At 68.5% G+C, this 14,222-nt stretch carries 8 protein-coding genes; 2 read left to right on the top strand and 6 right to left on the bottom strand.

Annotated elements, in window-relative coordinates; translation table 11 throughout:
* Positions 1–10: 10 nt before the first annotated feature.
* Both OXG83_03375 and OXG83_03370 read right to left on the bottom strand, forming a co-directional pair.
* On the bottom strand, positions 11–1,465 hold the full coding sequence (locus OXG83_03375; GenBank protein ID MCY3964058.1) for an amidohydrolase: 1,455 nt from the start codon (positions 1,463–1,465) through the stop codon (positions 11–13).
* Positions 1,458–2,561 (bottom strand): Zn-dependent alcohol dehydrogenase, encoded by a 1,104-nt coding sequence (locus OXG83_03370; GenBank protein MCY3964057.1) that lies wholly within the window; start codon positions 2,559–2,561, stop codon positions 1,458–1,460. Before OXG83_03370 ends, OXG83_03375 begins: the two co-directional genes overlap by 8 nt.
* A gap of 97 nt (positions 2,562–2,658) precedes the next feature.
* Here OXG83_03370 and OXG83_03365 point away from each other — a divergent pair, with 97 nt between their 5' ends.
* Together OXG83_03365 and OXG83_03360 are read left to right on the top strand one after the other, a co-directional pair.
* On the top strand, positions 2,659–4,566 hold the full coding sequence (locus tag OXG83_03365) for a gamma-glutamyltransferase (protein MCY3964056.1): 1,908 nt from the start codon (positions 2,659–2,661) through the stop codon (positions 4,564–4,566).
* A gap of 39 nt (positions 4,567–4,605) precedes the next feature.
* Positions 4,606–7,374, top strand: coding sequence for a pitrilysin family protein (locus tag OXG83_03360; GenBank protein ID MCY3964055.1), 2,769 nt, complete (start codon positions 4,606–4,608; stop codon positions 7,372–7,374).
* 55 nt (positions 7,375–7,429) lie between these two features.
* On the opposite strand, the gene OXG83_03355 is transcribed toward OXG83_03360, so the two are convergent.
* The 4 genes from OXG83_03355 to OXG83_03340 are packed head-to-tail and all read right to left on the bottom strand — an operon-like array spanning position 7,430 to position 14,118.
* Entirely contained in the window at positions 7,430–8,158 is a 729-nt protein-coding gene (locus OXG83_03355) for a hypothetical protein (GenBank protein ID MCY3964054.1), read from the bottom strand.
* 20 nt (positions 8,159–8,178) lie between these two features.
* A complete protein-coding gene (locus OXG83_03350) occupies positions 8,179–11,454 on the bottom strand; it encodes an efflux RND transporter permease subunit (protein ID MCY3964053.1) in 3,276 nt (1,091 codons plus the stop codon).
* A complete protein-coding gene (locus OXG83_03345; protein ID MCY3964052.1) occupies positions 11,451–12,716 on the bottom strand; it encodes an efflux RND transporter periplasmic adaptor subunit in 1,266 nt (421 codons plus the stop codon). Before OXG83_03345 ends, OXG83_03350 begins: the two co-directional genes overlap by 4 nt.
* Before the next feature lie 13 nt (positions 12,717–12,729).
* Positions 12,730–14,118, bottom strand: a complete 1,389-nt coding sequence (locus OXG83_03340) for a TolC family protein (GenBank protein MCY3964051.1) — start codon at positions 14,116–14,118, stop codon at positions 12,730–12,732.
* Positions 14,119–14,222 lie beyond the last annotated feature (104 nt).

The raw sequence follows: 14,222 nt of genomic DNA, 5'->3' as shown, positions 1-14,222 counted from the left end.
CGCCGTGACGCTACCGTTCGGGCGCCTTGCGGTAGTCCAGCGGGGGCTGCTGGCCTTCCTCCAGCGCCGCCCGGTAGGGGCGGTCGGCCAGCCGTCGGTCGAGCTCCTCCCGCGCCGCCGCGACGATCGACGGATCCTCGAGCAGGTCCCAGGCCGTCGCGGCGAGCACTCGGGCCGCCATCAGCATGCCCTGGCGGCCAATCGTCGTGCCGCCTGCGGCGACCGCCTGCCAGGAGTGGGCCGGCGTGCCGGGCACCCAGCAGGCCGTCCGGATGCCCGTCGTCGGGGCCACCCAGGAGACGTCGCCGACATCGGTCGAGCCGAGGGTCGTGTTGCCGGTGTCGTCGCGGAGTTCCGATACGGAAGCCAGCGGCCGCGGCTTGAGCAACGACTCCTGGAGCTTCCGGGCCCACGCCTTCTCCGCTTCCGTGTACTCCATGTCGATGAGGCCCTGGAAGTTCGCGAGCGAGACCCTGGACAGGGTGTCGTTCGGCAACAGGTTGTGGATGCCACCCAGGAACTCGATCTCGAGTTCCGTCTCCGTGGCGTGGGCCGCGCCTTCGGCCACCAGCACCAGCCGGTCGTAGATCGAACGGGCGACGTCGATGTCGGGATGGCGCACGTAGTAGTACGCCTCGGCGAACGCGGGCACCACGTTCGGCGCGTCGCCGCCGGCGGTGATCACGTGGTGGATGCGGCTGCGGTCCGGCGTGTGCTCGCGCAGCAGCTCGGCGCCGTAGTTCAGGATTGCCACCGCGTCGAGCGCAGAGCGACCCGCCTCGGGAGACGCCGCGGCATGGGCGCTGCGACCGCGATAGCGGAACTTCGCCGCTACCCGGGCCAGGTTCGTCGGATCGCCGGCGGAGTTCACGTCACCCGGGTGCCAGTGGAGGACCGCATCCACATCGTCGAACAGACCGGCCCGGGCCATGAAGGCCTTCGCGCCGCCTCCCTCCTCCGCGGGCGTGCCGTAGAGCCGTACCGTACCCCCGATGGCGCCGCTGCGGATGCCGTCGGCAACCGCCAGCGCGGCACCGAGCGAGCCGGCGCCGAACAGGTGGTGGCCGCAGGCGTGGCCCCAGTCCGGTCCCTCGCGCGGTGAACGGGTGGGAACGGCATCCTGCGACAAGCCCGGCAGAGCGTCGAACTCCGCGAGAATCGCGATCACGGGGCGACCGGCCCCGAAGGAGGCAACGAAGCTCGTCGGAATCCCGGCGACCCCGCGTGTGACCTCGAATCCTGCCTCCTCGACGAGGGAGGCGAGCAGGGCCGACGACCTCGTTTCCTGGTAACCGGGCTCGGCCCACTCCCAGATCTTTCTGGCCGCGTCCCAGAGCAGGTCAGCCCGGGAGGCTACGGCCGCCTCCAGGTCACCCTTCTCCGCCACCCCGTCCGCGACTGCAGGCGCCAGCGAGAGCGGAGCGAGTACGCAGGCAACAGCGGCGGCGCGAGCCTGCCTACGCATCGAACACGATGACCTGCCGCGCCACCTCGCCGCCCTTCAAGTTCTGGAGCGCATCGTTGATCTGCGAGAACCCGACCCGGTCCGAAATCAGCTCGTCCAGCTTGAGCTTTCCGGCCAGGTAGAAGTCGACCAGCCTGGGCATGTCGATGCGGAACCGGTTCGAACCCATGACGCAGCCCTGGATGCACTTCGCCTGCATCATTTCGTGACCGGGGATTTCGATCTTCTCGCCAAAGGGAACCATGCCGATGACCGTCGCCGTGCCGCCCGGACGCAACATCGCCCAGGCCTGCTCGGCGGTCACCTTGAGGCCGATCGCCTCGAAGGCGTACTGCACGCCGCCTCCGGTCAGTTCCAGGACCTGCTCCACGGGGTCGCCGGTCGAAGCGTCGACCGTGTCCGTCGCGCCGAACTGCTTCGCCAGTTCGAGCTTCGAGGCCACCCGGTCGACCGCGATGACGCGCCCCGCGCCGGCGAGTTCGGCTCCGTTGATCGTCGACAGGCCGATGCCGCCACAGCCGATCACCACGACGGTCGAGCCCGGTTCCACCTGGGCCGTCCGGAACGCCGCGCCGACGCCCGTAGTCACCGCGCAGCCGATCACCGCCGCCCGGTCGAGCGGCATGTCCTCGCGAACCTTCACCACCGCGTTCTCGTGAACGAGCATCTGCTCCGCGAACGAGGCAAGGTCCGCGAACTGTGAGACGGGCCGGAGACCTCCGCCGTTGCTTGGGGGCAACGCCAGTCGCGGCTCCTCGGTTCGCGGTCGCCGCGTGGCCCGCTTGTCGCAGAGCGTCGGCTCGCCGCTCATGCAGTACTCGCAGTAGCCGCAGAACACGGAGAGGCAGGTGATCACGTGGTCGCCAGGCTGGACGTAGCGCACCTCGGAACCGACCTGCTCGACGATCCCAGACGCCTCGTGGCCGAGGATCGCCGGCGTGCGGATAGGCCACAGGCCGTCCACGAAGTGCAGATCGCTGTGACAGACCCCGACCACGGCGCTGCGGATCAGGATCTCGTGCGGTCCCGGCTTGCTGATCGCGACCTCGGTGATCTCGAGCGGTTGTCCGACCTCGTGGAATACGGCTGCTTTCATGTTCCGGTGCCCTCGTTCGTCTCGGAGTGAACGACGGGCAGGCTATCAGCGAGACGACGACGTTCCGGCCGCCATGCGGCGGCGATAAGCTGCCCCGATGACCCCCACGCCGGCCCCTGGTTTCCGCGTTCGTTTCCTGGCGCTGGCCGTCGCCGCCATCTGCGCCGCCGCTCCGGCTCTCGCCCAGCGCACCGTCAAGCCGGTCCTGCACGGACGTCACTGGGTGGCGGTGACCGGCAAACCGCTGGCCGCGACGGCCGGTGCTCTGATCTTCGCCCGCGGCGGCAACGCCGTCGACGCGACGTGCGCCATGCTCGCCGCGACCTCGACCATGTGGGACACGCTGGGCTGGGGCGGCGAGACGCAGGCGCTGATCTTCGATCCGCGCACCCGCGACGTTATCGGAATCAACGCCCTCGGAGTGGCCCCTACCGGCGCCACGGTCGACTTCTTCCGCGAACGGGGCTTCGTCTATCCCCCAGAGTACGGCCCGCTCGCGGCTGTGACGCCGGGCACCCCCGGCGGTCTGATCGTGATGCTCTCGCACTACGGAACGATGAGTCTGGCCGAGGTGCTCGAACCGTCGATTCAGATGGCGGACGGCTACCCGATCGAGCGCGCCCAGGCCGACAACATGGAGCGGCGTAAGGAGATGCTGCAGCAGTGGCCGGACTCGGCCCGGGTCTTCCTGCCCCACCTGGGCGAGGAACGCGCGGCCCCGAGCGCCGGCGAGATCTTCCGCCAGCCGGATCTGCTGGACACGCTGCGCAAGCTGGTCGAAGCCGAGGCCGCGGCGCTCAAGCAGGGCAAGACCCGCGAGCAGGCTCTGGAGGCGGCCTACGACCGCTTCTATCGCGGCGACATCGCCGAGGAGTTCGTCCGCGGCTCGGGGGAGCTGGGTGGTCTGCACACGATGGCCGATCTGGATCAGTGGCGGGTCCATATCGAGGAGCCGGTGCACACGAACTACCGCGGCGTCGACGTGTACAAGCTGACTTCCTGGGTCCAGGGGCCGGTCATGCTCCAGGCGCTGAACATCCTCGAGAACGCCGAGCTGAAGGCGATGGGCTACAACTCGGCCCGCTACATCCACACCCTCTACCAGGCGATGAACCTCGCCTTCGCCGATCGCGACTTCTACTACGGCGACCCCTACTACCCGCCCGAGGAGCCGCTCGAGGGCCTGCTGTCGAAGAGCTACGCCCGCGCGCGATACGAGTCGATCGACTGGGAACGAAACGACGAAGGAGCCCGCCCCGGCGATCCGTACGCCTTCCAGGACGGCGACAACCCCTTCCTCGACCTGCTCGAGCAGTGGACGCCGATCCCGCCGGCGGCGAACGCCGAAGGCGAACAGGGCTTCCAGCAGGCGTCGGCCGGCCGACAGCCGCTGCCGCGCATGACCTACGAGGAGGCCTTCACCGCCGGGACGACCTCGATCCAGGCCGCCGACGCCGAAGGTTGGGTCGTGTCCGTGACGCCCAGCGGCGCCTGGATCCCCGCCGTGATCGCCGGCCGCACCGGGATCGGCATGAGCCAACGGATGCAGAGCTTCGTGCTCGACCCGGGGCTCAACCCGTACAACCTGCCCGAACCGGGCAAGCGGCCCCGCGCAACGCTGACACCCGGCATGGCGCTCAAGGACGGAGCGCCCTACCTGTCGTTCGCGGTCCAGGGCGGCGACACGCAGGACCAGAACCTGCTCCAGTTCCTCCTGAACGTCGTCGAGTTCGGGATGAACGTCCAAGAAGCCGTGGAAGCGGCGAACATCACCAGCCACCAGATGCAGAGTTCCTTCGGCGCCCACGAGTCGCGACCGGGTGACCTCGACGTCCGTAGCGACGTGCCGCCCTGGGTGCGGCAGAAGCTCCGGGACATGGGCTACCGAGTCCGCACTCTGGACCGCACCTCCGGGCCGATCACCGCGATCTGGTTCGACCGCGAGAACGGGACGATGTGGGGTGGCGCAAGCGACTTCGGCGAAGATTACGGCATCGCCTGGTGATACGGATCAACCGCCCCTCTTGACTCAAGGAGACCGCCCGTGAAGCGACTGCTCGGCGCCACCTCTGCTCTCTGCCTCCTGATCTTCGCCACGGCCTGCGGCGAGTCCACCGACACCGGGACCCCGTCGGCAGACATCGTCGACATCCCCAACACGAAGTACGTGCTGGAAAACGGGTTGCGGCTCATCGTCCATGAGGACCACAAGGCGCCGATCGTCGCCGTCAACGTCTGGTACGACGTCGGCGCCGGCGACGAGAAGATCGGCAAGACCGGCTTCGCCCACCTGTTCGAGCACCTGATGTTCAACGGCAGCGAGCACTTCAACGACGACTACTTCAAGCCCTTCGACCGGGTCGGCGCGACCGGCATGAACGGGACGACGAACCAGGACCGGACGAACTACTTCCAGGTCGTGCCGACAACGGCGCTCGACATGGCGCTGTGGATGGAGTCGGACCGCATGGGCCACATGCGGGCGGCGGTCGACCAGGCCCGGCTCGACGAGCAGCGGGGCGTGGTGCAGAACGAGAAGCGCCAGGGCGAGAACCAGCCCTACGGCAAGGTCTTTCTGACGATCTTCGAGAACACCTACCCCGACGGCCACCCCTACGACCACTCGACGATCGGCTCGATGGAGGACCTGAACGCCGCCTCGCTGGCCGACGTCCATGAGTGGTTCGACACCTGGTACGGCGCGGCCAACGCGGTTCTCGTCGTTGCCGGCGACGTCGAGGCCGAGGACGTGAAAGCCCGGGTCGAGAAGTACTTCGGCCACATCCCCTCCGGGCCGCCGCTGATCAAGCCCGACGTTTCACTCGCCCGCCGGAGCGAACCGAGCCGGATCGTTCTCCAGGACCGCGTGCCCCAGGCCCGGGTCTACAAGGCCTGGAACGTCGCCACGGTCAGGGACAAGTCCGTCGATCACCTCTCCCTTGCCAGCGACGTCCTGGCCGCCGGCAAGAGTTCCCGCCTCTACAAGCGGCTGGTCTACGACGATCAGATCGCCACCGATGTCAGCGCCTTCGTCATGACCCGCCAGTTCGGCAGTCTGTTCCTCGTCATCGCGACCGCTAGACCCGGCCAGGACCTGGCCGAGGTCGAGGCCGTCCTCGACGAGGAACTCGAGGCCTTCCTCGCCTCGGGGCCGACGGAGGCCGAACTGGCGCGCGCACAGGCCAGTACGCGGGCCAGCTTCATTCGCGGCGTCGAACGGATCGGCGGCTTCGGCGGCAAGTCCGACGTGCTGGCGGCCAGCGAGGTCTACCTCGGCAGCCCCGACGGCCACAAGACGACCCAGGCGAACCTCCTGAGCGCCACCGTCGCCGACGTCCACGGCGCCGCCCTCGAGTGGCTGGACGACGGTGTTCTGACCGTCGAGGTGAGACCCTTCGCCACCTACACGACGAGCGAAAGCACGGTCGACCGCTCGTCCGGCCCGCCCGAGGTCGCCGAGTTCCCCTCGGCTTCGTTCCCGGCTCGCGAAACCGCGGAACTCGACAACGGACTGAGCCTCATCCTTGCCCAGCGCGACGCAGTGCCGGTGGTCAACCTGAACATGCTGTTCGACGCCGGCTACGCCTCCGACCAGTACGCCCTGCCGGGCACCGCGCGGATGGCGATGGGGATGCTCGACGAGGGCACGACATCCCGCGACGCGCTCGAGATCTCGGACACGCTCGACGGTCTCGGCGCCAACCTCGCAGCGGGTTCGAATCTCGACGTGTCGACCGTGACGATGAGCGCGCTCGTCGAGAATCTCGACGAGTCCCTCGACCTGTTCGCCGACGTCATCCTGAACCCCTCCTTCCCGGAGGACGAGTTCGAACGCCAGCAACAACAGCAATTGGCTGGCATCGGCCGCGAGAAGGTGCAGCCGGTGTCGATGGCCCAACGCGTCCTGCCCCGCATCCTCTACGGCGAGGGGCACGCGTACAGCAATCCGCTGACCGGCTCGGGAACCGAGGAGTCGGTAGGCGCGCTCGATGTCGACGCCCTGCAAGCGTTCCACGACACCTGGTTCAAGCCGAACAACGCGACCCTGATCGTCGTCGGCGACATCACGATGGATGACCTGCTACCGGCGATCGAGTCCCGCTTTGCGAGCTGGGAAGCGGGCGACGTGCCCGCCAAGAACCTGGCGGACGTCGCGCCCCAACCCGAGACCGTCGTCTACCTGATCGACCGGCCGGACTCCGCGCAGTCGATCATCTTCGCCGGCCAGCTCGCCCCGCCGAAGGGCGATCCCCGGAACCTCCAGATCGAGGCGATGAACGACATCATCGGCGGCGGCTTCACCTCGCGGATCAACCTGAACCTGCGCGAGGACAAGGGCTGGTCGTATGGCGCCCGGGCGATCCTCCTCGACGCCGCGGGCCAGCGACCGTACTACGCGTTCGCGCCGGTCCAGACCGACCGGACAGCCGAGTCGATGGCCGAGATCGACAAGGAGGTTCGGGGCATCCGGAGCGGAGGCAGCCGAGCCCCGACGGCGGACGAGCTGGCCAAGGTGACGGACCAGAACACGCTGACCCTGCCGGGGCGCTGGGAAACGAACGGCGCGGTGATGGCGAGCCTCATCGAGATGACCCGCTTCAACCTGCCGGACGACTACTGGGACACGTTCGCGGACGCCGTACGGGGAGTCGGCCTCTCCGACGTCAGCACCCAGGCTGACCGGGTGCTCCAGCCGGACAACCTGGTCTGGATCGTCGTCGGCGATCGCGTCAGAATCGAGGAGAAGATCCGGGCTTTGGACCTCGGCGAGATGCGCTTCCTCGACGCGGACGGGAATCCGGTGGAGGGGTAAAACACTGGGTGCGCCGGCCATCTGGCCGGCATCCGACGCGTAGCGGCGGCCTCAGCTAGCCGGCGTCCGGCCAGCGCAGGCTGCGCCGGGCTCCGGCGAACTCCACCGTCCGGCAGTCCTCGGACACGGTGCGCAGCAGCGCGAAGCGGGGCGCGTCCGCGATCTCGACCAGCCCGTGGTCCGCGGACGAGGCGAACAGCCTTTCCCGCTCGTCCAGGCGCAGTGAATCGGGGTCGAGGCTGTCGTCGCGTCCGTTGCTCAAATCGGTGAAGACCTGGCCGTCTTCGTCCCCGGCTCCTTCCCGCAGTTGAACCGCGACCAGCGGTGTGGTCGCGCAGTCGAGATAGCACTTGTCCCACCAGCCGTCGTTGACCCGGTACTCGACGAACCAGACACGGAGGGCTGGTTCGAACCCGATGTGCTGGACGAAGAAACGCCGGATGCGCTCAGCCACCGGCTGCCCCTTCCACGACCAGCGCCGCTCCGCATCGACGACGATCGGCGGGTAGTGAAACGACATCAGCGCGTCGTCGAAGGCGCGTCCCCCGGCGACCGCCCTCGCCAGCGGCACCGGGAAGTAGGTGCCCCGCTCCAGCCGGTCGAGCCGCGCGGGGAGTTCCTCCGCAACGACCGCCACGACGGCCGGATCCTCCGCCGCCTCCGAGTCGGCCAGAGCCTCCCGATCCACCGGCGATAGCGGATTGCGGAACCGGGCCTGGTGCGAGAGGAAGATCGAGATCCCCTGCGGCCACAGCCGTTCGCAGGCCCGAACCAGGTCGTCCATGACGCGGGCGACCTCGCCGGCTACCTGCCTCCGGGCTGCGGCGCCGGCTGCGCTTCGCCCGGCTCCGGGCTCATCCCCACGAGCCAGCGCAGACCGTTCTTCAGGTCGTCGACCATCATGTAGGTACAGGGCACCAGAACCAGGGCGATGCCGGTGACGAACAGGACGCCGAAGCCGAGGCTGAGCGCCATGGGGACGAGCCACTGGGCCTGGTTCGACCGTTCCAGGATGATCGGCATCAGGCCGAAGAAGGTGGTCAGTGAGGTCAGGATGACCGGCCTCACACGACGGGTCACACCGCCGACCACGGAATCGAGCAGGTTCGTGCCCTCGCTCCGTAGCTGGTTCACCGCGTCGATCAGGACCAGCGAGTCGTTCACCACGACGCCCGAAAGCGCGACCAGTCCGAAGATGCTGAGGAAACTCAGGTCGTAGCCCATGATCAGGTGGCCAACGACCGCCCCGAACATGCCGAAGGGCACCGCCGACAGAACGACCAGGGGCTGCAGATAGCTGCGGAAGGCGACCGCCATCAGAGCGTACATGGCGAGCATGGCGACCACCAGACTCCCCATCAGGGAACCGACCGCTTCGGCCTGCGCTTCCTGCTCTCCGCTGAAATTGAACGTCAGTCCGGGCGTGTCGGCCACCACTTCGGGCAGGATGGTCCGGGCCAGGGCGGCCCGAATGTCGTTGCCGGTGGTGGCCGTCGGATCGATGTCGGCGGTTACCGTGACGGTGCGGCGCCCGTCGACCCGGAGGATCTCGGTAAACGATCTCCCAGGCCGCACGTACGCCGCCTGGTGGAGCGGAATCTCGCCGCCGCCTGGGGTGCGGATCAGGAGATTCTCGATCGCGTGGACCGAATCGCGCTCCTCCCGCGGCAGGCGGACGTAGACGCGAAGTTCGTCGCGGCCCCGCTGCTGGCGGCTGGCCTCGGCGCCGAAGAAGGCGCCACGGACCTGGGCCGCCAGAGCCCGCTCGGTGAGTCCCAGACCCTTGGCAGCCGGCTTGAGCACCAGGTCGAGCTGCGGCTTGCCGACCTTGAAGCCGTCGTCGACATCGAACACGCCGTTGTAGGTCGCCAGCGAGGCGGCGACGCGCGCCGCCGCCGCTTCGAGCGGCGGCGTTTGGGTGTGCTCGAGCTGGACCGAGACCTTGGCGCCGGCTGACGGACCGGTGTTGAAGTCGAACGACAACCGGTCGACCCCCGAAACCTCACCGACCCGCTCGCGCCAGCGCGCGGTGAACTCGGCCGAGCCGAACTCGCGCTCCGCGTCGGGAACGAGGTATGCCGTGACGACGCCGACGTGTCCACCGGTCGCGGGGAAACCCTGGCCGGGGCCGAAAGCGCCCGTGTCGGCGCTGCCGATCCTCGCTCGGAGTCCCTCCAGGACGGTCTCCGGCATCGAGCCGTCGGCTCGCCGGCGCATCCGCCCCTCCGCCAGGAGTTCGGCACCGACCTCCTCCGCGGCCCGGGTCATTCGTCGCGCAACGTCGCGGGTGTCCGCGACCGGTGCGCCGAACGGCAGTTCGATCACGCCGTTCGCGAACTCGCCCTCGATCCGCGGGAAGAAGTTGAACTTGATGTGCCCGCCGGCGACGAAGCTGACCGCGACGACCAGCGCCGAGAACATGACGGCCACCGTCAGGTAGCGGTCTCGGACCAATCTCCGGATGATGGGCGGGACCTGTCCGGCGATCACCCGCTCCACCCACTCCGAGAAACGAAGCTGAACCGCGCCCAGCTTCTTGAACGGATTGAGCGACCGCCTGCGGCCCTTCCGGCCGCGCAGCTTCGTCCGTCCAACGTGCCGCAGGTGCGCAGGCAAGATGAACACGGACTCGATCAGGGACAGCAACAGAACCGGAATGACGATGAACGGGATGTTGCGGAAGAACTTGCCCGTGATGCCGGGGACGATGGCCAGCGGGATGAAGGCGATGATCGTCGTGAGCACCGCGAACGTGACCGGCGTCAGCACCTCGCGGGTGCCGACGATCGCGGCCTCGAGCCGGTTGTCCCCCCGGCGGTGGTAGAAGATCGCCTCGCCGACGACGACCGCGTCGTCCACCGCGATCCCCAGTACGAGGATGAACGCGAAGAGCGAGATCATGTTGAGCGACACGCCGAGGATCGGGATGAGAAAGAACGAGCCGCAGAATGAGATGAAGATGCCCAGGCTGACCCAGAAGGCGACCGCCGGCCGCAGGAAGATGCCCAGCACGGTGACCACCAGCAGCAGTCCGATCAGGCCGTTCTTTCCGAGAATCGACAGCCGGGCCCGGTACTCCTCCGACTCGTCGTTCACGATCGAGAGTCCCACCGAGTCCGGCAACGTGCCCTGCCGGCGCTCGACGAGGTCGTAGACCGCGGACGAGACCTGAAGCGGCACCTCCTCACCGACACGGTAGACCTGCAGGTCGATCGCCGGTTGACCGTTGTAGTACAGCTCCTCGTCCGTCTCCCGGAAGCCGTCGACCACGGTGGCCACGTCGCGCAGCCGGACCCGGGTGCCGTCGGCCCGGGCGATCAGCGTGATGTCCCGGAACTCCTCGCCGTAGTCCCGCCTCTCCGTCGTGCGGACCAGCACCTCGCCGCCCTCGGTCTTGACCGAACCGCCAGGAAGGTCGATCGAGGCCGCGCGCACGGCCGTCGAGATCTGCGGCAGCGTCAGGCCGTAGCGCCGCAGGTTGTCCGCGGGCACTTCGACGCTGATCTCGGGCGGCGGGATGCCCGCCTTCTCCACCAGGGTGATCCGTTCGTCCGAAAGCAGCTCGCTTCTGATCTCCTCGGCGAGCCGGTCGAGCGACTTCAGGTCCACATCGCCGTGAACCAGCAGCGACAGCACCTGTCTGCGGTTCGTCACCAGCGAGATGACGGGGCGTTCGGCGTCCTGCGGGAAGGACGTGATCCGGTCGACCGTGCTCTTGATGTCGTTGTACGTCCGGTCCGGGTTCGCACTGGTGAGGAGTTCGGCCATCACCGTGCCCAGCCCCTCGACCGAGATCGAGTTGATCTTCTTGATGCCGTCGAGCGAACTGATCTCGTCCTCGATCGCGAGGACGACTCCCTCCTCGACCTCCTGGGGCGACGCCCCCGGATAGGCGACCACCACGGTCACCATGTCCATATCGATCTCCGGGAACACCTCCCGCTTGGTTCCGAAGGCGAACAGGATGCCGCCGATGACCAGAACCCCCATCAGCAGGTTCGCCGCGACCGGATGGGCCGCCATCCAGCCGATCGGTCCCTTCCTGTCGACGGGGCCGTGGTCGTGGGACATCAGGCTCATGGCGCAACTCCCGTCGGCACGGCGCCCCAGCCCGACACGTCCCAACGGCTGGCGGCGGAGAGGAACTCGGCGGCGATCGACCGGGGTTCATCCGCTCCCAGGCGGAGCCTCATCCCCTCGATCGGCGTGGCGATGCGGCTGGTCACAACGAGTTCCCCGTCAGCCAGGCCGCTATCGATGCACACGCTGTCCTCGAAACGCCACGCCACGTCGACCGGCCGACGCTCGAGCTGCTCGCCGCTGTACAGCCAGAGGTGTCCGCCCTCCTGAAGCCAGTCGCGAGGCACCTCGAACAGGTCGCGCACCGTGCCGCCTTCGAGCAGCAGGTCGACGTAGCTGTCCAGAAGCAGGAGGCCGCGTCCCGCCGCGCCGCCCGTCCCACGCTCGAGCCCGAGCGGATCGTCGACCTCCACGAGAACCCGGGCCATCCGGCCCGCGGTGTCGAGATCTCCCAGCAACCGGACGATGCGGCCCGGCAGGACGTAGTCCGTCTCGGGATCGAGTCGCACCAGCGCGCGCGAACCCTCAACGTCACCGTGGAGAGCGGGAACGCGGAGCTGCTCGAGTTCGTCCGTGCGCACCGCGGCACGCACCCAGAAGGCATCGGTTCCGGCGAGGGTCACGGTCTGACTCTGCGGCGTCACCGTCTGCCCGACCTCGATCGACTCGGCGAGGACGACGGAGTTGAACGGACTCCGTACAACCGTGCGTTCGAGGTCCAGCCTGGCGCGCGCCAGGGCGGCGCGGGCGGTCTGAACGGCCGAGAGCCGCGAGCGCAACTGCGGTTCGCGGAGCGCCAGGGAGGCCTCCATCTGTTCAACGTCCAGCTCATCCTGGAACAGTTCCCACTCCCGCTCGGCGACCCGGCCACGGCCCTGCTCGAGTTCCAGTTGGGCGGCGGCCTCGGCGACCGCGGCGGTCGCCCGGGCCACCGCCAGCTTGAAGTCGGCATCCTCGATCGCGAAGATGACGTCGCCCTCCCGCAGCAGCGTGCCCGGAGCGAGCCGCGGCATGACGAACGCGATTCGGCCGCTTACCTGGGGCTGGACGACGACCCTCCGGGCCGGCAGCACCGTTCCCTGGGCCTCGATGTCGATGCGCCGCGGGAGCCGCCTCACCTCGGCCACTTCCACCAGCACGCCGGAGTCGTCCGGCGGCCTCTGCACCGCCTCGGGTCTGGCCTGAATGATCGCCCTGGCAACCACCAGGCCGAACGCCAGGACCAGCACCACGATGCCGACACGGATCAGCGTACCCTTCATGTCCTTCCGCCTGTCAGGACGCTCCGCCTGCAGCCGTTGTTTCGGGCGCCGTGGCGAGTCCTGCCGCCAGCCGCTCCACCGACGTTCCCGGTGCGAAACCCAATGCCCGGCAGAGCTGCAGACGGCTCGCAAGCTGCTGCCGCCTGGCGTCGATCAGCGCCTGCTCGAGCCCCTGCTGCGAAAGCAGCGCGGTCAGCACGTTCAGGTAGTCCGTCGCTCCCTCACGGTACGACTCGCTGGTCAAGAGGAGAACCCGGCGGGCTTCCCCCAACCGCTCCTCCAGGTTGCCGACCAGCTCACGGCTGCTGCGGCCTACCGCAAGCGCCGTCTGCACTTCCCCGACCGCGTTGACCAGGGACTGCGCGTAGGCGTACAGGCTCTCCTCGGCCGCCGCAACTGCCTGGTCGATGCGCGCCCGGCGGCCGCCGCTGGCATAGACCGACTGCGCCGCCGTCCCGCCGATCTGCCGAACGAGGTCGTCCAGTACGTCGACCACCTCCAGTGCGCGACCGGTCAGGAGAGCGTTCAGAGACAGGGAAGGCAACCATTCCTTCACCGCCGCGGCCGCCCGCCGGTCGGCGGCCTCGACCCGTCGGCGTGCGGCCAGCAGATCCGGCCGCCGCTCCAGTAGCTCGGCCGGCACTCCCAGACCAGGCCGGTCGGCGGCCTGCAGAAGCGGTCCGAGACCCGCCGAACCAGCCGGCGTCTGCCGCTCCCCGCTGCCCAGGAGCACGGCGAGCTGGAACTCCAGCGACTCCAGCCTGCCCCGAGCCAGTTCGATCTGGCCCTGCAGGCTCAGCAACTGTTCCCGCTGGCGACCGATGTCCTGCGCCGGTCCAAGACCCTGGCCGAAGCGAAGCTGGGTCAACTCCAGGAACCTCTCCGAGGTGCGCTGCTGGGTCTCCAGCAGGTCGATCAATTCACGCTCCGCGACGATGCCGAACCAGACCTCGGCCAGCACCGACGACAGGCTGATCGCCAGCGCGCGCAGATCCTGGACGCTCGCCTCCGCATCCAGCAAGGCGGCCACCTCGCGGTTCCGCAACCGGCCCCAGAGATCGATCTCGAAGCTCGCCGCCAGGCTGGAGTCCCAGGCCGCGCCCTGCAGCAGGAACTGGTTCACGATCCCGCTGCTCGGAAACGTGAGGTCGTTGCCGGAAAGCGAAGCATCGAGACGCGGCATCAGGTAGGCGCCGCTCTCCCGAGCGCGGGCCTCCGCCGCCTCCACCCGGCGCCAGGCCGCCTGGAGATCGAAGCTCTGACCGGCCAGACGGTGCTGGAGCTCCCGCAAAGTCTGGTCTCCCAGCGCGCCGCAAGCGCCAGGGGCCTCGAGGACCTCCGTCTCCATCCCCCGGTCGAACTCGGCCGGCGGGTGCGCCACCTCCGGAATGCGCTCGAGCACGCTCGAATGGGCGCAACCGAGAACCGCCGCCGCGGAGGCCAGAACCGCAGAAAGTCCGCGGCGCCAGGAAGATGGATCCTGGCTGCTACGAAGCGAATCGCATG

The organism is Acidobacteriota bacterium (assembly GCA_026707545.1).
Lineage (GTDB): Bacteria > Acidobacteriota > Thermoanaerobaculia > Multivoradales > Multivoraceae > Multivorans.
The sequence above is the reverse complement of the archived record's forward strand: the minus strand, read 5'-3'. Positions and strand labels throughout refer to the sequence as shown.